The sequence below is a fragment of the Paraburkholderia aspalathi genome (assembly GCF_900116445.1).
GTDB classification, from domain to species: Bacteria; Pseudomonadota; Gammaproteobacteria; order Burkholderiales; family Burkholderiaceae; genus Paraburkholderia; species Paraburkholderia aspalathi.
The window spans coordinates 23,824-44,847 of the sequence record NZ_FPBH01000035.1; the positions used below are offsets into that span (position 1 = coordinate 23,824).

Genomic DNA, 21,024 nt, shown 5'->3' on the forward strand with positions numbered 1-21,024 from the left:
AGTTTTACGCACTACCGAAAACGATACCGACATGAAAGAGACATTGGGCAACGTGCCCGCATCGCGCCTTGGCATTACGCTCACCGATGCCCATCGCGCCTTCTTCACGGCCCTGCCGAAAGTCGAATTGCACTGCCACCTGCTCGGCGCGGTGCGTCACGAGACCTTTATCGCGCTCGCTGAAAAGAGCAACGCGCCGATTGACCGCGAGGAGATCGACGCGTTCTATACGCGCGGCGAAAAACCGGTCGGCGTGCTGCGCGTGCTGCGCGCACTCGACGAGCATCTGCTCACGCACGCGGACGACCTGCATCGCATCGCCTACGAATATCTCGCTGACGCCGCCGCGCACCAGGTGCGTCATAGCGAATTCTTCTGGAATCCTACCGGCACGGTGCGCGTCTCGAAGATTCCCTATGCGGATGCGCAAGCAGCCATCGTCACCGCGATTCGCGACGCCGCGCGCGACTTCGGCATCAGCGCACGACTGATCCCGAGCATCGACCGCGAAGCCGATCCCGACGAAGCGGTCGCACTGGTCGACTGGATGTGCGCGCATCGCGCGGACGAAGTGGCGGGTCTCGGTATCGACTACCGCGAGAACGACCGGCCGCCTGAGTTATTCTGGAAGGCGTATCGCAATGCGCGCAACGCCGGCTTCAAAACCACCGCGCATGCGGGCGAATTCGGCATGCCATGGCGCAATGTCGAGACGGCCGTGGACCTGCTGCATTGCGACCGGATCGATCACGGCTACACGATCGTCGATAACCCGCAGTTGGCGGCCCAATACGCGGAACGCGGCATCGTGTTCACCGTGGTGCCGACCAACTCCTACTATTTGCGCACGCTCGCCCCGGAAGTCTGGGCCGAACAGCATCCAATGCGACGCATGCCGGATCTGGGCCTGAAAATTCACCCGAACACCGACGACCCGACGCTGCACAAAGTGACGCCAAGCGAAGCATGGCAATTGATGTATAGCCACTTCGGCTTCAGCATTGCCGAGTTGCGGCAGTTCATGCTGAACGGCATCGACGGCGCATGGATAGACGAAGCGACACGCCACGCATGGCGCGCGGCGTGGGGTGCGGATTTCGACGCGTTGGCGGCGGCCTTGCCCGCTTAAGTGCGGACAGTGCTTCAAGTCAGGCTAGCCACTCCCGCACGGTTTCACTCACCAATCCACGAGCCGCGCAAATCGCTGTCGTGCAGCAATTGCAGCAACGTGCCCGCCGGACGGCTTAGCCGCTTGGCGGCCAGCGCGATAAATTCCACCGAGGGCAGCGTCGGCAGACTGGCCGCATTGAGCGGCGGCGTCAGGCCTCGCGCGGCCAGATACTGCGGACGAACCGTGATGCCGAGCCCACCGCGCGCGGCCGCAATGCAGCCCGAATGACTACTGCTCGTACACACCACCTGCCAGCTGAAGCCGGCTTCGGCGAGCGCGTCGAGCACCACCGCCCGCGTCACACTCGGCTCGGCGACCAGAATCAGCGGCAACGGTTGGCTGAGATCGACCAGCGTGCCGGTGCGCGCCAGCCACTCCAGCCGCCCCGTGAACAGCGGCACGCCGCGCCGGTCGCCCAGACGCCGCTTGCCGACCAGCAGATCGATCGAACCGGCATCCAGCAATTCATAGAGCTTGCCGGTCATACCGATCGTAATTTCCAGTTCGACGTCGGGATGCGCGTCGCGAAACGCCGCCAGCACCGTGGGCAGGGGCCCGAGCGCGACGTCGTCCGACGAGCCGAGCCGCACGCGCCCTTTCAGGCGCGGCGCGCGAAACTGCGATTCGGCCCGCGCGAGCGCCTGCAGGATCACGGTAGCATGGGCGAGCATGGCCTCGCCGTCCGGGGTCATCGCGAGCGAATGGGTGTCGCGCACGAACAGGCGCCGCCCGACGCTCTGTTCGAGCCGGCGGATATGTTCGCTAACGCTCGACTGCGTGAGATCGAGCTGCCGCCCCGCCTCGGTAAAGCTATGGCAGGCCGCGACTGTCGCGAAGGTCTTGAGCCAGATGGGATTGAGCATGCGTCATTGTGGCCCTGGTCATCGGCAAAGTCGATAACAGTCAACAAGCCTAGTGGGGTTCCCGATTGACGAGGATGTCAATATCATGACGGAATCCCCCCAACGATCGCTCCGAGCTCGGCCCGCCGGTCCGTCCGCCCCGCCGCCCCCGCAGCTCAATTGAACATGAACAAGGATTCCGCCCAGACCGCACTGCTCTGGATCGTCGCCGCCGGTTTTTTCATGCAGTCGCTTGACACGACCATCGTCAACACCGCGTTGCCGTCGATTGCGAACAGCCTGCACGTCGCGCCCCTCGCCATGCAGCCGATCGTGGTTGCCTACACGCTGACCATGGCGATGCTCACCCCCGCATCGGGCTGGCTCGCCGACCGCTTCGGCACGCGGCGCGTCTATTTCGTGGCGATTCTGATATTCGTGCTCGGATCGATCTGCTGCGCGAGCGCGCATACGCTCGGCCAACTGGTGATGGCGCGGGTCCTGCAAGGACTGGGCGGCTCGATGCTTCTGCCAATCGGAAGGCTCGCAGTCCTGCGCAGCGTCTCGAGCGAGCAATACGTGTCGGCGCTCGCGTTCATTTCGATTGCCGGCCAGCTGGGGCCGATTGCCGGTCCGACGCTCGGCGGCTGGTTCGTCGAGGCCATCACGTGGCACTGGATCTTTCTGATCAACGTGCCGATCGGCGCGATCGGTCTCTACGCAGTGCAGCGGTTTTTGCCGGCGCATGGCGAAACCCAGGCGCCGCCGTTCGACTTCGTTGGTTGCGGGCTGCTGTCCCTGTGCATGATCGCGTTTTCGCTCGCCGTCGAGGCGCCGGTCGCGACGCATCGCGCGGCATGGTCGGCGGGTCTCTTCGCGCTCGCGGTGGTCAGCGCGCTCGCCTACATTCCGCACGCAAAGCGCCGCGACAATCCACTCTTCAAACTCTCGCTCTTTAGCGAACCGAACTTCAGCGTCGGTCTGATCGGCAACCTGGTGTGCCGCATCGGCTCGAGCGCCGTACCGTTTCTCGTGCCGCTGCTGCTGCAATTGCAACTCGGCTACACACCGCTGCATTCCGGCCTGATGATGCTGCCTGCCGCACTTGCCGGCACCCTCACCAAACGCTGGATTGCGCCGCTCGTGCGCCGCTATGGCTATGACACGTTCCTGCTCGTCAACACGATCATCGTGGGGTCGGCGATCGTTGCGTTTGCATTGATTACGCGGGGTACGCCTCTCATCGTCGAGATCGTGATTCTGGCGGTGTTCGGCGGCGCCAACTCCATGCAATTCGCGGCGATGAACAGCGTCACGCTCAAAGGCCTCTCGCATGAAGATGCCGGCAGCGGCAACAGCCTTTTTTCGATGGTGCAGATGCTGGCGATCGGCTTGGGTGTCTCGATCGGCGGCGGCCTGGTAAATCTCTTCTCGGCACAATGGGGATCGGCGGCGCTCGGGTTCCGCCTGAGCTTCGTGTGCGTGGGCGTCATCACGCTGGTGTCCGCATGGGTGTTTCGGCATCTCGACGAAGCGCCCGTCACGCGCGACGTGCGTCGCCAGGCGACCCAGGGCGCGGGGCGTTGAATCTCAGTCCGGCAAACGGATGCCGGAAAATCCCTCGCACGCTTCGAGCAAGCGCTCTTGCACCGCGACGTCTTGGACCGCCGGATGCGTCTCGCGCGGCTTCTTATGATAGAAGTACGCGCCGCTGACGGTGGCCGACGGTTCATCGCTGGCAGCGAGCCACACCTGGGTTTTCGGCGCCGCTTGCAGATCGTCCGGCGCGCCTGCTCCGCCCATTTTCGTCGCCACCCAACCGGGTTCCAGTGCGTTCGACAATACCGCCGGCCAGCGGCGCGCGATCGCAAACGCCAGCAGCGCGTCATGCAGTTTCGAATCGGAATAGGCCGCTGTGCCCCGCCATGGCCGCCGGTCCCATGCCAGATCGTCGAGGCTCGCGTCGCCGCTTCGATGCAGGCCTGAGCTGAGATACACGAGCCGCTTCGGCTTCCTGATCAGCGCGGTCAAGATGTAGGGGGCCAGCGTGTTGACCGCGAACACGTGCGGCAGGCCGTCCACGGTGGCAATCCGGCGCGGCTCCTGGTAACCGACCGCCGCGTTATGGATCACCGCGTCGAAGCGGCCGAGTGTGTTGACCTGCTCCGCCAGCGCGATTGTCGCTGCAATGCTCGACAGATCGCCTGTTAAAGCAGTTTCCGCCTCCGGTACGGCCTTCAACGCTTCCTCGGCACGCGCCGCATTGCGTGCATGCACAACCACTTGATGACCGGCGTCGACGAGCAGACGCGCGGCCATCTGGCCAAGACCGTCGGCGGAACCGGTGATAAAAACTCGCGACATGATGGTGCACTCCGTTGATCAGTCATCTATGCCTGACGCATAGTGAGAACCGCGTTCCATCGTGCGGCAGGCGAACCCGTGCAGATTAGCGCCAAACGAGTGCCTGACGCGATAGCGCGGCTGTCATTCCACTCATGACGCCGTGTCATTGATTGACCCGGACAGGTGGCGTTTCCCGGCGTCGTCGCGTGAATTCAAACAGTATTTCGCGATAGCATGTCATGCATTAATACGTAACAAGGGAATATCACATGCCATTTGACGAGCGCATGCTGAACGGCATGGGCGTGCTGACGGCGATTGTCGACTGCGGCAGTTTTGCGGCGGCAGGCGAAGCACTCGACATGTCGCAATCCGGCGTTAGCCGTTCGGTTGCACGGCTCGAAGCACGCCTCGGCATCCGGCTATTCGACCGCACCACCCGCTCGGTTACGCTGACTGACGAAGGCCGGCGCTTCTACGAACAGATCGTGCCGCTGCTCGGCGGACTCGAAGAAGCCGCGGCTTCGGCAGCGCAGGGCGCCACGGCGGTGCGCGGACGTTTGCGCGTGAACATGGACCCGTTCTTTTCGCGCCTCGTGCTGGGGCCGAGGCTCGGCGGCTTCGTCGACAAGCATGCCGATCTGCATCTCGAGTTGATCACACGAGACCAGTTAGGCGATATGGTGGCCGACGGTTTCGATCTTGCGATCCGTTTCGGCGACCCGCCGGTTTCGTCGCTCATTGCGCGCAAGCTGCTCGACACACGGGTTCTGACCGTCGCCGCGCCCTCGTATCTGAAGAAACACGGTCATCCGGCAAGCCCGGCCGAACTCGAAAGCGGCAAGCACGCATGCATCAAGTTTCGTGATCCGCTAACGGGTTACCCGTTCAGTTGGGAGTTTCATCGCGGACGCAAGAAGACGACGATTACGCCGCAAGGCCGCCTGACCGTGAACGACGTCGGCACCTTGCATAGCGTATGCGCTGCCGGCCAGGGCGTCGCGCAGATTCTCGCGTTCGGCGCCGAGTCATTGTTCGCCAACGGCAAACTGGTCGAACTGTTTCCCGACTGGAGCGACGAAGTTTATCCGCTGTATGCGCTCTATCCTTCGCGTCATCATCCGCCGGCCAAGGTGCGGGCATTCTTCGACTTCATCGTTTCGCTGACTGGCGGCCCGACACGCGAAACGGCCGCTTGAGTGACGGCCTGGCGAGTGTGACGTCTCGCCGACAGCCATCGAGCGGCATCCGTGCGTTTATCGGCATGGAGTGTATCGGCGTGGAAAGCGCGACTTCGCATCTTGTACGGTAGCGTGCAGACACAATCTCACGATGCGCGCAGGCTATGTGAAGGCACTCACTGCCCGTACGGAAAAACTATGTCGAACTACCCATTTGAGAGCGAGCTCGCCCATCTCGAACAGATTATTCCCTTTCTCATGACTGCTCCGCCCTTGGGCCTGCCCTACTGGCGACGCCGGATTCTCGCCTTGTCTCCGCCTGAAGGACGTCTGCCGGCTGGCAGTGCCCAACGTATCGGCAGGTTAATGGACGTATTCGAAGAGATCGAGCGCAAGGCATCACCGGACGCAGCGTCTGCAGCAAGGACAACGGCACGCTAGCGCGCTGGACGGCGAACCGGATCAGCCCAGCCGTGCTCGCCCTCGCTTCGCCAGAGAGCGTTCGCTAGATCGCCTGCAATGCCGGCAACAGCCGGTCGAATTCGCGCTTGACCACCGCGTAGCATTCACACACGTGGACTTCCAGACCGGGCCGGTCCAGCACGGTGATATGGCCGTGGCTATAGCGGATCAAGCCGGCGTTCTGCAGTTTCAGCGCCGCCGCGGTAACACCCGAGCGACGCACGCCGAGCATATTGGCAATGAGCTCCTGAGTCATACGCAATTCGTTCGACGGCAAGCGGTCGATGCTAAGCAGCAGCCAGCGGCACAATTGTTGATCGATCGAATGATGGCGGTTGCATACCGCGGTCTGCGCCATCTGGGTAATGAGCGCCTGCGTATAGCGCAATAGAAGGCGCTGCATGGGGCCGCCGCGATTGAATTCGTCTTTCAGCATGCGCGCATTCAAGCGCCAGGCGCGGCCCGCGCTTTGCACGATCGCGCGGCTCGGCGTGGTCTCGCCGCCCATGAACAGCGACACGCCGACAATGCCTTCATGGCCCACGATGGCGATTTCCGCCGAGGCGCCGTCTTCCATCACATAGAGCAACGAAATAATCGACGTAGTGGGGAAAAAGACGTGTTCGAGCTGACCGCCGGATTCGTAGATCACCTCACCTAAGGGCAAATCGACTTCGACCAGATGCGGCTCGATGCGCGCCCACTCCAATTCGGGCAACACCGCTAACAGTTGATTCGCTTTTGGGTCACCCTTAAGCATCGGTGGCTCCTTGCTGGGTTCCGGACGCGCCAGCGGCGCGGCTACGCATTGATCTGCGGAAACGGCGTAAGCACGCGTTCCGCTGCAACGGCGATTATGAACCGCGCTCAGGACGCGCGGAATCGGGTAAAGCGCCCGCTTCGCTGCGGCCGTGAGCGTCAACGGCTTCAACGCACACGGCACAAATAGAAAAACCGGCTCGACGCCGGTTATTTTCGTTCCGAATGCCTACAGAGCGATGGGTTTCTTTTTGAGTATCAAGGGTCGGCGCGTTTCCATCAGCGTGCGTTTCGCACCGAGCCACTTCGTCACGTGCTTGACCCATTGCTTCGGCGCGGTTTCAATGCCCTCGGCCTGCTGAGGCTCGTTTGCCGTGGGTGCGGCCGTTTTTTCGCTTTCGGCAAGGCGCTCTGCTTCGCGCCGGCGTTTGCTGTCGGCAATTTCTTCTAGATTGACCTGGTCATCATCCATGCTGGAACTCCCGCGACAAAGCACGACGAGGCGCCGGTGGGCGCCACGCTGCTTCGGCTGTGGAACAAGGCGGCGCACGGCAGGTCCGGTTGGACCTACCGCGCCGCGCTCGCTGTATCAAGAAATCGTGTAGCGGTTTTGCGGACCGCCGACATACAGACCGCGAGCAAGCGTGAGAATTTGCTCGCGATGACGGTCAAAGGCTGCCAATACTGCCGGCTCGTCGGAGCCTGCGCTCGGGCTCAGATTCGAAATGACCGAATTATTGACAGTGAAGGCGATTTCGCGCGCATTGTCATAGCCCCAGAAATTGACACAATGACGGAAGGCGTCATAGCTGCGGCTTGGGTTCGGGAAGTTGAGGGACATTTCACGCTCCCGTGGTGTTTTCCTTCTTCACGGTGCGCTGAATATGGGGCGCGGTCAAGGTGTTGTTTGTAAGTGTGAATGTTTATCGGGTCCATGCCTTGCTGTTCTGTAGGTGTTCTCACACCAGGAGCATGCAATGAGCGAAACCAAAGAACACAAAGGCGCCAAACCTGCCGACATCGAACATCCGCAGCCCGCCACCCATAGCGACAACGAAAAGAGCAAGCTGCCCGAACGCCACGACGAAGGGCGCGATCAGTCGCCGGCGGACCGCCCAGGAAAAAAACCCGGCGAAGGCGAACCGTCAGTAAGCTAAATTATTAACCGCTAGCCCAACGCCTAGCCCAAGCGGCTTTGCTGCGTTTTTTGCATCAAAGCCGCATAAATTCTCCCCTTCGAACCGCTTTCACAGCGCGGACATTTCTTCCGATTTATTACGGATTATTTTTTCCCTGCAATGGACTATTTTGCTGCATGCAGCAATGTGTGCGCAAAGCGAACCGGCTGCCGCCCCTTAACAGATAAGAACGGAGACGCCCGTGTTCACCTTCTCCACTCCTACGTCCCGCCCTTCCCGCTCCTCTCCCAAGGTTTCCATTTGCCTACCCACCTGCAATCGGCCTGAGTTGATCGTCGAGTGCATCGATTCGTGCCTCGCGCAGACGTATGGCAATCTGGAGATTGTGATCGGCGACGATTCAAAGGACGAACGCACCAAGCAGTTGATCGCGCAGCGCTACCCATACGAGGCGCGCATCCGCTATGTGAAGAACCAGCCGGCACTCGGCCAGGCGCGCAACGTCGCGAGCCTGTTCGCGCGCGCACGCGGCGACAAGATCCTGCTGATTCACGACGACGACCTGCTCACCACCGACGGCGTCGAAAAGCTGGTGTCACTATGGAAGCTTCATCCACAGCTCGAAGTGGCCTTTGCCGATCAGTATGAGGCCGACCACACCGGCGCCATCGACTTTGAAGGCAGTGCACGCCTGAATACCGCGTTTCGACGCACTCGGGAAGCTGAAGGCTTGCAGACTTTGCCGGGCAGAACCGGGCTGATCCAGATGTTCCCGAACAACGGCTGGATGGCGAACGCGGATCTCGTCAAACGGATCGGCTATAGCGACCAGTACGGCATGTGCTGCGATTTCGTGTTCGGCACCGAGCTCTGTCTCGCGGCGCGCGAGGTGTTCTATCTGCACGAATACGTGTCGGTGTATCGGAAGACCGCGACCTCGATCTCGCACAGCACGCGCGGCACGACGGTTGCCGCGACCGTGAGTGCGTATGCGTTCGTCAAGGCGCTGAAACTGCCTGCGCAATTGGAGCCGTCACGCAAGCTGGCGTTGCGCCGTCTCGCGCCGATCGTCGTCTCGGTTCATGCGAAGAATCGCCAGGCAATGCCGGGATTGAAGATCGCGTTCACGCATCTCTTCGCCTACAACTATGGTTTCAGCACGCGGCTCTATTACCACCTGCTCATCCTCTCACGTGCGGCCGTGAGCATACGGCAGCGCGCGGCGGTGGCCGCGGTGGTCGCGGCAGCGCCGGCTGTCATTGCGGAGCCGGCCGCCGCTGTGACGGAGCTCGTCACGGACCTCGTGACGGATCGATCCGAAATGATCTGACGCAGCCGCAGTTGGAAGCGGCTGTCCGGTCAGTCGCCGGACAATGCCTGGGTGGCGGCCGGTGCGCGCGGCAGCACGATGCGCTTGCGCCGCGTCAACGCATAAGTCGCGATGCGGTCAAGCGCCGTGCACAACACCAGATAGATGAAGCCGACGAACAAAAAGATCTGCGCGGGATACACCATCAGCCGGTTGCTGACCTGCGTCGCGACGAACGACAACTCGCCGACGCCGACGATATACGCAAGCGAGGTGTCCTTCACCAGCGATACCCATTGATTCACGAACGACGGCGCCATGATGCGCATCGCCTGCGGCAGCGACACGTAGCGCAGTGTTTGCATCCGCGTGAGACCGAGCGAGAGCCCGGCTTGCCACTGACCCTCGCCGACAGCACGAATGCCCGCGTGCACCGAGTGCGCGAGGTACGCGCCGCCGATCAGCGAGAGCGCGCAGACGACCGTTGCGAGCCCGGGCACATCGACATGGAAGACCATCGGCAGCAGGAAATACGTCCAGAAAATCAGCATCAGCACTGGAATCGCGCGGAAGAAGCCGATCACGAGCAGCAACGGCACACGGGCGATGCGCCCCGCCAACGCCAGCGCAATCCCACCCGCGACGCCGAGCACGGCCGATGCAAGCGCCGAACACAACGCGAGTACCAGCGTGAGCGCTGCGCCGCCGAGCGGTCCTTGTGGAAATGCGCCGACCAGCAGATACGGCAGGTTGTGGGCGAACAGTGTCCATGTCATGTTCAGCGCCTCGCGAATGAGCGGTCGCGCGCATGCGCCACCGTATGCGAGACGGCTTCGATCAACGCGATGGCGGCAATATACAACACGGTAGCTACACCGAACGCCTCGAAAGTCTTGAAGCTCTCTGTCTCGACCTGACGCGACGCGTACGACAGTTCGGCCAGACCGATTGCCATGGTCAGCGATGAATTTTTCACGAGGTTCATGTATTGACCGAAAAGCGGCGGCAGCGAAATGCGCACCGCTTGCGGCAAAACGACGTAGCGGAACGCCTGCAATGGCGTGAGACCAAGCGCCGCGGCCGCGGCATGCTGACCATTCGGCACGCCGCGCAAGCCCGCCTGGAACTCTTCGGCGATGAAAGCCGCCGTATAGCACGTAAGCCCGAGCCATCCGGCGACAAACTCGAACGATGGCCAGCGCAACGCGTACACGCCGAGGTGCACGCCATGCGGCGTATTCAACCATTGCATCAACGCGTCAGGCATCAGCGTGGCCGCGCCGAAGTACCAGAAGAACAGTTGCACCAGCAACGGCGTGTTGCGAAACACCAGCACATAGGTGGCCGTTGCGCGACGCAGCCAGCCATACCGCGCATGACGCGCGATCGCCAGCACGAAGCCGGACACCGTGGCCGCGAGCGCCACCGTCAACGCGAGACCGACGGTGACACCGAAGCCTTGCCACAGCCACATCAGATACTTTGGAGCGAGCCACGCTTGCATCTTTGAACCTGCTTCCTGAAACCTGCTTCTTTCGAAAATACCGACGGGCACGTTGCCAACGTGCCCGTTCATTGCCGGGTGCCTGGGTGCTACAGCGACACAGCGATCAGGTCTTGTCGCCGATCTTGAAGATGCGCGCGAGCGGCGTCTTCGTTTGCGGACCGAACCAGCGGTTGTAGATCTTCGCCGCAGAGCCGTCGGCTTCCAGCCCCTTCAGCGTGTCGTTCACGAAGCCGACCAGACGCGTCTCGCCCTTCGGGATGCCGACACCCATGTAGTCGTTCGAAATCGTGAACGCCGGAATCTCGTAGTTCTGCTTGTCCGGCACGTTCGCGAGCAGGCCGACCAGCTTCGGACCATCCTGCGTGATCGCCTGCACGTTGCCCGCGCGCAAAGCCGCGAACGCGAACGGCGTGTCGTCGTACGCGACGATCGTGGCTTGCGGGAATTTCTCGCGGAGCGTGATCTCGTTGGTGGTGCCCTTGTCCGCGCCCACCCGCAGGCTGTTGATCTGATCCGTCGACTTCAGCACGCCCTTCTTCGCCAGGAACTGCTGGCCCGACGAGAAATACGGAATGCTGAAATCGACCTGTTTGGCGCGCTCCTCGGTGATCGTGAAGTTGGCGAGCACCAGGTCCACTTTTTTCGACGTCAGGAACGGAATGCGGTTGGCCGGATTGGTGGGTTGCAGTTCGAGTTTCACGCCGAGCTTGTCGGCGAGCGCCTTCGCGTAGTCGACGTCGAGACCGACAATCTGGTTGCTGGTTGCGTCGACGTAACCGAACGGCGGATTGCTGTCGAAGGTCGCGACGCGCAGTACGCCAGCCTTCCTGATGTCGTCGAGACGGTCGGCATAGGCGAGCCCCGGCGCCGTCAGCGAGAGTCCCGCCAGTGTCATTAACCAGGCAGCGAGTATTTTCGATTTCATTTTTATGGATCTCTTGGTTTGTGCGTGATGCTTGTTCAATATGCGTGCGATGTTTCTAAAAACGGATGCGTGTCGGCGATATCCATCGTCAATCCGTTGCAACCGCAAGGTGCAACCGATGGCCACGCATGGGCGTCACATTAGCAGCGACGCTGCGCGCTCCGAACCAAGAAATGCTCCTGTAATAAGCGCGTTTTCTGCTAAGCATCCACTCATTAGCAAACGTGTATTTGTCGCTTGGGCTTGCAAGCGCGGCTGATTAGGATGGACCTCGAACCGTCATCAGCCCGGAGGTTATCCACCATGTCCGACAGTGCCTGTTTCAAGCCACGTGTGATCGAGCCGGTCGTCGTCAATCAGCCGGAAGGATTGGGGCTTGCAGTGGAATTGTGGCTTGCGCATCCCGTCGATGGGATTGCGGGGCGCGCCGTGCAGATTCATCTGCGCAGCGATGCGAAGATGGCGCAAGCCGAGTCGCTACGCGACCTGCTTCATGCGCTGGGAACGGAGATCGTGGTGGCGTGAGCGTGAACTTCGCGCCGTGCTTGCCGTGCTTGCCGTGCTTGCCGTGCTTGCCGGCGGGATAAAAAAAACGGCGGCCGGGTTGCCCCAGGCCGCCGTTTTCAAAGAGCGCTCATGCGCGCTGTTCGAGCTTATCGCCTGAACTCAAGCTCAAGGCTCGTTGCGCAGATAGCCTTCTTTCGAAGGATCGCGCATGCGCAGCGACACGAGACCCGCAATCGCGCACAGCGCAGTCACATACCAGTAGAACGTCGTCTCGCTGCCCACCGATTTCAGCCACAGCGCGACGTATTCCGCCGAGCCGCCGAAGATCGCATTGGCCACCGCATACGACAACCCTACGCCCAGCGCCCGCACTTCCGGTGGGAACATTTCGGCCTTGATCAGGCCGCTAATCGACGTATAGAAGCTGACGATCGCAAGCGCCACGACAACAAGGCCGAAGGCCGCATACGGACTCGTCACGTCTTTCAACGCATGCAGCAGCGGCACCGTGCCGATAGTCGCGAAGAAGCCGAAGAACAGCATCGAACGACGGCGGCCGATGCGATCCGACAACGCGCCGAACGCCGGCTGCATGATCATGTAGACGAACAGCGCCGCGGTCATCACGTTGCTGGCCGTCTTGGCGTGCATACCGGCCGTGTTGACCAGGTACTTCTGCATGTAAGTCGTGAACGTGTAAAAAATCAGCGAACCGCCGGCCGTGAAGCCGAGCACCGTCGCGAATGCACCCTTGTGCTGCCACAAGCCACGCAGCGTGCCGGCTTCCTTGCGTTGACGCGTTTCGGCCGTGGTCGTTTCTTCGAGCGATTTACGCAGATACAGCGCGACCAGCGCCGCTAACGCACCGATCACGAACGGCACACGCCAGCCCCACGCTTTCAGTTCTTCGGTGGAGAGGGTTTGTTGCAGGATCACCAGCACAAGCAGCGCGCACAACTGGCCGCCGATCAGCGTGACGTACTGGAACGAAGCGAAGAACCCGCGACGGCCCTTGAGCGCCACTTCACTCATATAGGTGGCGCTGGTGCCGTACTCACCGCCCACCGACAGGCCCTGGAACAGGCGCGCGACCAGCAGCAGCGCCGGCGCCAAGGCGCCGATCTGCGCATACGTGGGCAACACGGCGATGACGAGCGAGCCGCCGCACATCATGAACACCGACACCATCATCGCGGTCTTGCGGCCGTGCTTGTCCGCAAGCCGGCCGAAGAACCAGCCGCCGATCGGGCGCATCAGGAAGCCCGCGGCGAAGACGCCGGCGGTGTTGAGCAACTGCGTGGTGGTGTTGCCGCTCGGGAAGAAAGCCGGCGCGAAATACAGCGCGCAGAACGAGTACACGTAGAAATCGAACCACTCGACTAGATTGCCCGATGAAGCGCCAACGATCGCGAAGATGCGGCGCCGGGTGTCGTGTGCGTCGTAAGTGGTGGCCACGGTTTGGTCGGTCAGGTCGGTCATGCTGTTGTCTTTCCTTGTCTTTAAACGGAGGTAGCGGTCGTGGCGCCGCTTTCACAACACGCGCATCGAGGTGCCGCGCTGGCACCTATAGCGCGCGTGCGCGAATTTTACAGAATTGCAAGGGAGAGATGGGGGTTTGTTAGGGACTATCCCGAGAGGCTCGTTGCCAGGTCTCCGAGTGCTGCTTAGTGAGCGCCTCAGGGAGGAGACCGATACGAGGTTGATATCGGTCTCCTTGGGCATCACGAGAATTCTGCCTTCCGGAACGGATTGTGGGTTTTTCAGTACTTTTTCAAAAATTACTGAAAAAAGGAGGCGACGCGACCCGCCAGACTCCAAATGACAAAAGCCCCTGTTCGTCATAGACAAACAGGGGCTTCGGACAGATCAGAAAACAGCCTCTACGCAATAAGGCCGAGCGAACTCAAACCCTTATCGCCGGCGGCACATACTTGCACTCATACCGCTTCCTCACCGTGCCGTTCTCATCGACGCTTTCCAGGTAGACGTCGAACTGCCACAAGCGCGCCATGTGCTTGAGCACTTCATCGCTATCGCCGGACAGATGCCGGTTGTCGCTCATGAAATGCCGCAGCGTCAGGCTCCGGTCACCACGCGTATTCACCGCCCAAACCTGAATATTCGGCTCCCGATGGTGCATGTCGTACTGCCGCGACAACGCCTGACGCACGTACTGATAGCCGCTGTCGTCATGAATCGCGGACACTTCGAGCGCATCGCGCATGTCGTCGTCGAGCACCGAGAACAGACGCATCTCGCGGATCAGATGCGGAGACAGATACTGCGCGACGAAACTCTCGTCCTTGAAGTTGCGCATCGCGTAGTGCATCGCCTGCAGCCACGGACTGCCGGCCAGTTCGGGGAACCATTTGCGGTCCTCCTCCGTTGGCGATTCGCAGATCCGGCGGATGTCGCTCATCATCGAAAAGCCGAGCGCATACGGGTTGATGCCGCTGTAGTACGGTTTCGTGACCGGCGGCTGGTAGACCACATTGCTGTGCGAATGGAGAAACTCCATCATGAAACCGTCTTCCAGCTTGCCCTGGGCATACATCGTATTGAGCAAGGTGTAGTGCCAGAACGTCGCCCAGCCTTCGTTCATGACCTGGGTTTGCCGCTGCGGATAGAAATACTGGCCGACCTTGCGCACGATGCGGATCACTTCCCGCTCCCACGGCTCGAGCAGCGGTGCGTTCTTCTCCGCGAAATACAGCAGGTTTTCCTGCGGCTCGGGCGGATAACGCTCCTCGATTTCCTCCGGCAACGGCGTATGCCGGGTCGGCAAGGTGCGCCACAGTTCGTTGACCTGCGATTGCAGATAAGCCTCACGTTCGCGACGCGCCGCAAACTCCTTTTCCAGCGACAGTTTCTGCGGACGTTTGTAACGGTCCACGCCGTAATTCATCAACGCATGGCACGAGTCGAGCAGCTCCTCCACCCGGTCGAGCCCGAAGCGCTCTTCGCACTCCGCGATGTAATTCTTCGCGTAGACGAGGTAATCGATGATCGCGTGTGCATCCGTCCACAGCCTGAACAGATAGTTGCCCTTGAAGAAAGAATTGTGGCCATAGGCCGCGTGCGCGATGACGAGCGCCTGCATCGTCATCGTGTTCTCTTCCATCAGATACGCGATACAAGGGTTCGAATTGATGACGATCTCGTACGCGAGCCCCATCTGCCCGCGACGGTAGCTTTTTTCGGTAGAGAGAAAGTGTTTGCCGAACGACCAGTGACGGTAGTTCACCGGCATGCCGACGGACGCGTAAGCGTCCATCATCTGTTCGGCGCTGATGAGTTCGAGCTGGATCGGATACACGTCGAGTTCATATTGCTCTGCAACACGGGCAATATGCGAGTCGTACTCTTCGATCAATTCGAAGGTCCAGTCGGACGGGCACGGCAGAGGCCGTCTATCGGCTACGTTCATACGGACTTCCCTTTGCCCCTCAGTGGGCGTTCCGGTGTGTCCCCGTGCTGCAGCGGCGTCGACTGCTCCGGCTGCGGCGGCTCCCGTATCGTCCGCCTTCGCCTCGGCATGCCCCGACTGTTGCTGCTGCGGCACGCCTTTTCCGCGCCCCGGCTGATCGCCGCGCGCTTCGTTGGGCAGGTGCTTTGCCGTCATGAAGACGCCACCTGCTTTTCAAACAACTCCCGAAACACCGGATAAATGTCAGCCGCGGTCTCGACCTTCTTCATCGCCATGTGCGGCTGGCTCAGCGCCAACTGTGCATATTCGAGCCACAAGTTCTGCTCTTCCGGCGTAACCTGGATATACGCAAAATAGCGCACCTTCTCCAGGATGTCATCCGAAAGTATCTTGCGGCACTTGGGCGAATCGTCGGTCCAATTGTCGCCGTCAGACGCCTGAGCGCCGTAAATATTCCATTCAGTCGGTGAATAGCGCTCGTCCATCACCTTCTGCATCAGCTCCAGCGCGCTCGACACCACTGTGCCGCCGCTTTCCGTCGAATGAAAGAACGTGTCTTCGTCGACCTCTTCGGCGCGGGTGTGGTGGCGAATGAACACCACTTCGATCTTTTCGTAGTTACGCTTGAGGAACAGATACAGCAGGATGAAAAAGCGCTTGGCGAGATCCTTGCGCTGCTCGTCCATGGACCCGGACACATCCATCAGACAGAACATCACCGCCTGGCTAGACGGCGTGGGCTGCTTCACCCGGTTCACGTAGCGCAGATCGAACGGATCGATAAACGGAATGCGCCAGATGCGCCCGCGCAAATGGTGGATTTCCTCTTCGAGCAGTTTGATCTCGTCGCGACGGTCGTCCGGATCGGCCTTCATCACTTCGAGTTGCCGCTCCATCTCGTGCAACTGATTGACGAGCGGCGCACCAAGCGCAATCCGGCGCCCGAGCGCGCTGCGCAGCGAACGGACCACGTCGATATTGTTTGGCGTGCCTTCGGCCGCCCAGCCGGCGCGGATGCTTTTCCACGTGGGCACGGCCATCAGATGGGTTTTGACGAGACGCGGCAGTTCAAGGTCGTCGAAGAAATACTGCATGAACTCTTCGCGGCTCAGTTCGAACACGAAGTCGTCCTGACCCTCGCCCTCGTTGCTCGCCTGGTTGCCCCCGCCTCCGCCGCCGCCCCCTTGCGGGCGCTGGATCTTGTCGCCGCGGATGTAGTCGGAATTGCCCGGATGCACCATTTCCCGCTTGCCGCCGGGGCCATGCCGGAACGACGGTTCCGCAATGTCCTTGCGCGGGATGGTGATGCTCTGGGTGTTCTGAATATCCTTGATGCTGCGATCGCGAACCGCTTCCGAGACAGCGCGACGAATGTAGTTTTTAACGCGGCGCAAAAAACGCTCGCGGTTTGCAATGCTCTTGTTCTTACCAGCTAACCTGCGGTCGATGATTTGATGAAGCACGCCCGGTCTCCAGTATCGACCGGAGTTGGCGCTTTAGCGCTTACTCCGGTCCTATGCAGTCGCAATTTCCGCTGCGCGAGACGTACGTTGCAATAGGCATGTCGGCAAACGCAACGCTATGTCCATGCAACTTGCGGCTCGCAAGGTGCCCGCGCGGTCAGACCGCGCGGGCGGCACGCAGTGCGTATCATGACGACTTGCGCACGCGTAGATACCAATCACACAGCAAGCGCACCTGCTTCGGCGTGTAGCCCTTCGTCACCATGCGATTGACGAAGTCTTCGTGCTTGCGCTGCTCTTCCGCCGAACCCTTGGCGTTGAACGAGATCACCGGCAACAGCTCCTCCGTGTTCGAGAACATCTTCTTTTCGATTACGACGCGCAGCTTCTCGTAGCTGATCCACGCGGGATTCTTCCCCGCATTCGCAGCCCGCGCACGCAGCACGAAGTTCACGATCTCGTTGCGGAAGTCCTTCGGGTTGCTGATGCCCGCAGGTTTCTCGATCTTCTCCAGTTCGGCGTTCAGCGCCGCGCGGTCGAAACTCTCGCCGGTGTCGTGGTCGCGGAACTCCTGATCCTGAATCCAGAAGTCCGCATACGTCACGTAGCGATCGAAAATATTCTGACCATACTCGGAATACGACTCCAGATACGCGGTCTGAATCTCCTTACCGATAAACTCGGCATAGCGCGACGCCAGCACGTCCTTAATGAACGACAGATACTTCTGCTCGGTTTCCGGTGGGAACTGCTCGCGCTCGATCTGCTGTTCGAGCACGTACATCAGATGCACCGGGTTCGCCGCGACTTCCGTCGAATCGAAGTTGAATACGCGTGACAGGATCTTGAACGCGAAGCGGGTCGACACACCGGTCATCCCTTCATCCACGCCAGCGAAATCACGATACTCCTGATACGACTTCGCCTTCGGATCGGTGTCCTTGAGATTCTCGCCGTCGTACACCTGCATCTTCGAGAACAGGCTGGAATTTTCCGGCTCCTGCAAGCGCGTGAGCACCGACATCTGCGCCATCATCTTCAACGTACCTGGCGCGCATATCGCACTGGCCAGCGACGAATTGCGCAGCAGCTTCTCGTAGATCTTGACCTCTTCGCCATAGCGCAGGCAGTACGGCACCTTCACGACGAAGATCCGGTCGAGCAGTGCTTCGTTGTTGCGGTTATTGCGGAACGCCTTCCATTCCGACTCGTTCGAGTGGGCGAGGATCACGCCGTCGAACGGGATTGCACCGAAGCCTTCCGTGCCCTTGAAGTTGCCTTCCTGAGTCGCGGTAAGCAGCGGGTGCAAGACCTTGATCGGCGCCTTGAACATTTCGACGAACTCGAGCAAGCCCTGGTTCGCAAGGCACAAGCCACCGGAGTAGCTATATGCGTCCGCATCGTCCTGGGCGTACTGTTCGAGTTTGCGGATGTCGACCTTACCGACCAGCGACGAAATGTCCTGATTGTTTTCGTCACCCGGCTCGGTCTTGGCGATACCGATCTGACGAAGGATAGACGGGTAGCGTCGCACCACGCGGAATTTGCGGATGTCGCCGTTGTATTCGTGCAGGCGTTTCACCGCCCACGGACTCAGAATGTTTTTCAGGTAGCGGCGTGGGATACCGTATTGCTCTTCGAGGATCGGACCGTCCTCGTCGTAATCGAACAGACCGAGAGGCGACTCGTTCACGGGCGAGCCCTTGATCGAGTAGAACGGCACACGTTCCATGAGTTGCTTCAGACGTTCCGCGATCGACGATTTACCGCCGCCGACCGGTCCCAACAGATACAGAATCTGTTTCTTTTCTTCGAGCCCCTGGGCCGAGTGCCGGAAGTAGGCGACCACCTGCTCGATCACCTCTTCCATTCCGTAGAACTCACGGAATGCGGGGTATACCTTGATGACCTTGTTCGCGAAGATACGCGACATGCGCGGATCGTTGCGAGTGTCGATCTGTTCTGGTTCACCGATTGCCGTCAACATGCGTTCGCCAGCCGTAGCGTACGCGGCGGGATTGTCTTTGCAGAGCGCGAGATACTCCTCGAGCGAGAGTTCATCTTCTCGCGTTTTCTCGAAGCGGGTCGCGAAACTGCTGTAGATATCCATGCTACCTCCTCGCCGAAGTCTAGACCGATGTCGTGCGCGGCGCGCTATTCGGAAACGACATCGCTCGAATTCATCCTAAACCCTTTTAAATTTTTTTTCACGAACTACGTTGCGAAAATCGCGCCGTACCCGCCTCCCAACATTCCTCACTTGGAAACACAGATTCGCTCACCTACAATCTTCCGCTCACATCACAGCGAATGTGCAGCGATTGCCGGCTCACGTTACTGCCTCTCCTGCGCCCTCTGCTCGCCATACTGACCAGCGCTGACCAGCACGGTTCGCCATCCTCCGTTACACGAATCGTCTCGTTCATCGAACGATCCCACTGCTCTACCGGACAGCCTGTCTGCATGCGCACACTTTCGTGCATCGAGCACGGACGTCATGCGTTTTCTGTGCCCGGGACCTTTTTTCATCAACGCGCGGCTTCGCTGTTTGGTCTACAGCGACATGCGCAGTGTTACATGTTCGTTCGCCGTGATCACCTGCGACGCGCTTCACCGACGCAGCGTCAAGCGGTTCGTCAACGCGACGGCTGTATTGTTCCGCACTATTTCGCATGAAGGGCGGTGTGTTGCCGCTGCTCGCTGCCCATGCATGCCTCGCGTATTAACCGCGTCGGCGACATGGTTAGTCGCGTGTATAACTGGATCACGGCAGCGCATCGGGCCACTTCATAGGTGTATACGGCTAAGCGCGCAGTGCAGATGCGCCGGCAAATGTAAAACGGCCGCCCGCGGGCAGCCGTTTGCGTGATGCTTCGTAATCTGCGGTTACAAGCGGACCCTCATACGCGCGCCGTTACAAGTACACGATGACTCGCTCAGGTCAGTTCAATCTCCACTTCCCCAAGGCCGTCGATGTGGCCGCGCACGATGCCCGGCTTGTCCACATTGTGCGCACCGACGTACGAACCGGTGGTGATCGTCCATTCCGGCTCGATGGTGATGCCCATGGCGGCGCAATGGTTGACGAACCACACCAGCAGTTCACGCGGATCGCCGGCCGGATTACCCGTGGCTTCGGGCACCAGCGAGTTGCCGTCGAAACTCAGCTCGAGCTCCGGCGATACGAAATCGAAGCTGCGCGCAAGACCCGCATAGGCAACCGGACGACCGGTGATCAAGGCGCCGTTGTTCTGTGCGTCGGCCAGTTGTGCGAGCGGCGCGACATTGGGCCACTCGGCAAAGCGGCTATCGACGATCTCGATGGTCGGCAGCACCATGCCGACCTTCGACAGCACCTCATCGCGCGCATAAGCCCGGCCGCGCGGTTCGATCGCCTCGGCGAAACGGAAGGCGACCTCCAGCTCCACCAACACCCGGAAAAAGCCGGTATGGGCCACCCGCGCGGGCGACGGCAGCACCAGCGAAGCCGGAATCGGCGCGCCCGCGGCGGCCCCGCCCGGCGCTCTGGCGCCGATCTTCCACGCACCGGTCGAGTCGCCGAGGCCCACGATCACGGCCTGCTGGATCGCGTACGCGGTTGCTGCGTCAGGCGGCAGGCTGTCGAGTGGGGGCGCATCGATCGGGCGATGCTGCCGGCGGGCTTCGACGAGGCGGTGCGCGAGGTCGTATTGCGTCATGTCGGTCCTTTATGGCTGGCGCGTTGAGCGTTGGGTTGCCGCGCTGAGTTGCAGCAGTTGGGAAAAGCGGGCTCACGGTCCGCGCGTTGACTGCCTTTGGCGGCGATTTGCCGATACAAGCGGTAGTCGCGCCCGTCAATGTACCGGATCATGACGCTTACCAGGGTGTCGACAACGCATGTGAACGTTACTTAGTGCGCAGACCATGAAAAAAGACCGCGGTTGCATGCGCAATCGCGGTCTTTATCGTCATGCGGCCGATCCGCACAAGCGCCGTTCCGTCTGATG

General features: G+C 60.6%; 20 protein-coding genes. 7 read left to right on the top strand and 13 right to left on the bottom strand.

The annotated features are described in order from the left end of the window. Positions 1-31: 31 nt before the first annotated feature. Positions 32-1,129, top strand: coding sequence for an adenosine deaminase (add, locus tag BM438_RS36875; protein WP_093644921.1), 1,098 nt, complete (start codon positions 32-34; stop codon positions 1,127-1,129). A gap of 44 nt (positions 1,130-1,173) precedes the next feature. Here the strand turns inward: add and BM438_RS36880 are convergent, their stop codons facing one another. Further along, positions 1,174-2,034, bottom strand: a complete 861-nt coding sequence (locus BM438_RS36880; protein ID WP_093644923.1) for a LysR family transcriptional regulator — start codon at positions 2,032-2,034, stop codon at positions 1,174-1,176. A gap of 165 nt (positions 2,035-2,199) precedes the next feature. On the opposite strand from BM438_RS36880, the gene BM438_RS36885 reads away from it, so the two are divergent. Then, a complete protein-coding gene (locus BM438_RS36885) occupies positions 2,200-3,600 on the top strand; it encodes a DHA2 family efflux MFS transporter permease subunit (RefSeq protein ID WP_093644925.1) in 1,401 nt (466 codons plus the stop codon). A gap of 3 nt (positions 3,601-3,603) precedes the next feature. On the opposite strand, the gene BM438_RS36890 is transcribed toward BM438_RS36885, so the two are convergent. Continuing rightward, complete coding sequence (locus BM438_RS36890) at positions 3,604-4,377, bottom strand: SDR family NAD(P)-dependent oxidoreductase (protein WP_093644927.1); 774 nt, start codon at positions 4,375-4,377, stop codon at positions 3,604-3,606. Between the two features lie 251 nt (positions 4,378-4,628). Here BM438_RS36890 and BM438_RS36895 point away from each other — a divergent pair, with 251 nt between their 5' ends. Both BM438_RS36895 and BM438_RS36900 read left to right on the top strand, forming a co-directional pair. Next, positions 4,629-5,558 carry a LysR family transcriptional regulator gene (locus BM438_RS36895; protein ID WP_093644929.1) on the top strand — a complete coding sequence of 310 codons (930 nt, stop codon included), beginning with the start codon at positions 4,629-4,631 and terminating at the stop codon, positions 5,556-5,558. 180 nt (positions 5,559-5,738) lie between these two features. Then, positions 5,739-5,981 carry a hypothetical protein gene (locus BM438_RS36900; protein WP_093644931.1) on the top strand — a complete coding sequence of 81 codons (243 nt, stop codon included), beginning with the start codon at positions 5,739-5,741 and terminating at the stop codon, positions 5,979-5,981. A 64-nt stretch (positions 5,982-6,045) separates the two neighbouring features. Here the strand turns inward: BM438_RS36900 and BM438_RS36905 are convergent, their stop codons facing one another. The 3 genes from BM438_RS36905 to BM438_RS36915 form a co-directional block, all read right to left on the bottom strand. Beyond that, the gene (locus BM438_RS36905; RefSeq protein WP_093645034.1) at positions 6,046-6,762 is read right to left on the bottom strand and encodes a Crp/Fnr family transcriptional regulator; all 717 of its coding nucleotides are present in this window, start codon (positions 6,760-6,762) and stop codon (positions 6,046-6,048) included. A 228-nt stretch (positions 6,763-6,990) separates the two neighbouring features. Beyond that, entirely contained in the window at positions 6,991-7,233 is a 243-nt protein-coding gene (locus BM438_RS36910) for a hypothetical protein (protein WP_093644933.1), read from the bottom strand. Positions 7,234-7,350: 117 nt separating this feature from the next. Further along, entirely contained in the window at positions 7,351-7,602 is a 252-nt protein-coding gene (locus tag BM438_RS36915; RefSeq protein ID WP_093644935.1) for a DUF1488 family protein, read from the bottom strand. A 136-nt stretch (positions 7,603-7,738) separates the two neighbouring features. Between BM438_RS36915 and BM438_RS36920 the strand changes: the two genes are divergently transcribed. After that, the gene (locus tag BM438_RS36920; RefSeq protein ID WP_093644937.1) at positions 7,739-7,918 is read left to right on the top strand and encodes a hypothetical protein; all 180 of its coding nucleotides are present in this window, start codon (positions 7,739-7,741) and stop codon (positions 7,916-7,918) included. Positions 7,919-8,141: 223 nt separating this feature from the next. Further along, positions 8,142-9,230, top strand: coding sequence for a glycosyltransferase family 2 protein (locus BM438_RS36925; RefSeq protein ID WP_093644939.1), 1,089 nt, complete (start codon positions 8,142-8,144; stop codon positions 9,228-9,230). Between the two features lie 29 nt (positions 9,231-9,259). On the opposite strand, the gene BM438_RS36930 is transcribed toward BM438_RS36925, so the two are convergent. The 3 genes from BM438_RS36930 to BM438_RS36940 all read right to left on the bottom strand — a co-directional run bounded on the left by BM438_RS36930 (position 9,260) and on the right by BM438_RS36940 (position 11,641). Continuing rightward, entirely contained in the window at positions 9,260-9,985 is a 726-nt protein-coding gene (locus BM438_RS36930) for an amino acid ABC transporter permease (RefSeq protein ID WP_093644941.1), read from the bottom strand. A gap of 2 nt (positions 9,986-9,987) precedes the next feature. Then, positions 9,988-10,713 carry an amino acid ABC transporter permease gene (locus BM438_RS36935; RefSeq protein WP_093645036.1) on the bottom strand — a complete coding sequence of 242 codons (726 nt, stop codon included), beginning with the start codon at positions 10,711-10,713 and terminating at the stop codon, positions 9,988-9,990. 106 nt (positions 10,714-10,819) lie between these two features. After that, positions 10,820-11,641: an ABC transporter substrate-binding protein gene (locus tag BM438_RS36940; protein ID WP_093644943.1), complete on the bottom strand. Its 822-nt coding sequence runs from the start codon at positions 11,639-11,641 to the stop codon at positions 10,820-10,822. Between the two features lie 303 nt (positions 11,642-11,944). On the opposite strand from BM438_RS36940, the gene BM438_RS36945 reads away from it, so the two are divergent. Next, complete coding sequence (locus tag BM438_RS36945; protein WP_054039606.1) at positions 11,945-12,166, top strand: hypothetical protein; 222 nt, start codon at positions 11,945-11,947, stop codon at positions 12,164-12,166. A 147-nt stretch (positions 12,167-12,313) separates the two neighbouring features. On the opposite strand, the gene BM438_RS36950 is transcribed toward BM438_RS36945, so the two are convergent. From BM438_RS36950 to BM438_RS36980, 5 genes are all read right to left on the bottom strand, one after another. Beyond that, positions 12,314-13,627, bottom strand: coding sequence for an MFS family transporter (locus tag BM438_RS36950; protein ID WP_093644945.1), 1,314 nt, complete (start codon positions 13,625-13,627; stop codon positions 12,314-12,316). A gap of 424 nt (positions 13,628-14,051) precedes the next feature. After that, positions 14,052-15,770, bottom strand: coding sequence for a SpoVR family protein (locus tag BM438_RS36955; RefSeq protein WP_093644947.1), 1,719 nt, complete (start codon positions 15,768-15,770; stop codon positions 14,052-14,054). Continuing rightward, a complete protein-coding gene (locus tag BM438_RS36960) occupies positions 15,767-17,038 on the bottom strand; it encodes a YeaH/YhbH family protein (protein WP_054039600.1) in 1,272 nt (423 codons plus the stop codon). Before BM438_RS36960 ends, BM438_RS36955 begins: the two co-directional genes overlap by 4 nt. A 187-nt stretch (positions 17,039-17,225) precedes the next feature. Continuing rightward, entirely contained in the window at positions 17,226-19,148 is a 1,923-nt protein-coding gene (locus BM438_RS36965) for a PrkA family serine protein kinase (protein ID WP_054039598.1), read from the bottom strand. An 826-nt stretch (positions 19,149-19,974) separates the two neighbouring features. Beyond that, a complete protein-coding gene (locus tag BM438_RS36980) occupies positions 19,975-20,736 on the bottom strand; it encodes a hydratase (protein ID WP_093644953.1) in 762 nt (253 codons plus the stop codon). Between the last annotated feature and the right edge of the window lie 288 nt (positions 20,737-21,024).

Excerpts from the sequence above, each read along its gene's own strand:
- BM438_RS36950 (WP_093644945.1), bottom strand. The coding sequence starts at position 13,627 with ATGACCGACCTGACCGACCAAACCGTGGCCACCACTTACGACGCACAC.
- BM438_RS36945 (WP_054039606.1), top strand. The coding sequence starts at position 11,945 with ATGTCCGACAGTGCCTGTTTCAAGCCACGTGTGATCGAGCCGGTCGTC.
- BM438_RS36890 (WP_093644927.1), bottom strand. The coding sequence starts at position 4,377 with ATGTCGCGAGTTTTTATCACCGGTTCCGCCGACGGTCTTGGCCAGATG.
- BM438_RS36880 (WP_093644923.1), bottom strand. The coding sequence starts at position 2,034 with ATGCTCAATCCCATCTGGCTCAAGACCTTCGCGACAGTCGCGGCCTGC.
- add (WP_093644921.1), top strand. The coding sequence starts at position 32 with ATGAAAGAGACATTGGGCAACGTGCCCGCATCGCGCCTTGGCATTACG.
- BM438_RS36930 (WP_093644941.1), bottom strand. The coding sequence starts at position 9,985 with ATGACATGGACACTGTTCGCCCACAACCTGCCGTATCTGCTGGTCGGC.
- BM438_RS36955 (WP_093644947.1), bottom strand. The coding sequence starts at position 15,770 with ATGACGGCAAAGCACCTGCCCAACGAAGCGCGCGGCGATCAGCCGGGG.
- BM438_RS36915 (WP_093644935.1), bottom strand. The coding sequence starts at position 7,602 with ATGTCCCTCAACTTCCCGAACCCAAGCCGCAGCTATGACGCCTTCCGT.
- BM438_RS36895 (WP_093644929.1), top strand. The coding sequence starts at position 4,629 with ATGCCATTTGACGAGCGCATGCTGAACGGCATGGGCGTGCTGACGGCG.
- BM438_RS36940 (WP_093644943.1), bottom strand. The coding sequence starts at position 11,641 with ATGAAATCGAAAATACTCGCTGCCTGGTTAATGACACTGGCGGGACTC.
- BM438_RS36920 (WP_093644937.1), top strand. The coding sequence starts at position 7,739 with ATGAGCGAAACCAAAGAACACAAAGGCGCCAAACCTGCCGACATCGAA.
- BM438_RS36965 (WP_054039598.1), bottom strand. The coding sequence starts at position 19,148 with ATGGATATCTACAGCAGTTTCGCGACCCGCTTCGAGAAAACGCGAGAA.
- BM438_RS36910 (WP_093644933.1), bottom strand. The coding sequence starts at position 7,233 with ATGGATGATGACCAGGTCAATCTAGAAGAAATTGCCGACAGCAAACGC.
- BM438_RS36980 (WP_093644953.1), bottom strand. The coding sequence starts at position 20,736 with ATGACGCAATACGACCTCGCGCACCGCCTCGTCGAAGCCCGCCGGCAG.
- BM438_RS36935 (WP_093645036.1), bottom strand. The coding sequence starts at position 10,713 with ATGCAAGCGTGGCTCGCTCCAAAGTATCTGATGTGGCTGTGGCAAGGC.
- BM438_RS36905 (WP_093645034.1), bottom strand. The coding sequence starts at position 6,762 with ATGCTTAAGGGTGACCCAAAAGCGAATCAACTGTTAGCGGTGTTGCCC.
- BM438_RS36885 (WP_093644925.1), top strand. The coding sequence starts at position 2,200 with ATGAACAAGGATTCCGCCCAGACCGCACTGCTCTGGATCGTCGCCGCC.
- BM438_RS36900 (WP_093644931.1), top strand. The coding sequence starts at position 5,739 with ATGTCGAACTACCCATTTGAGAGCGAGCTCGCCCATCTCGAACAGATT.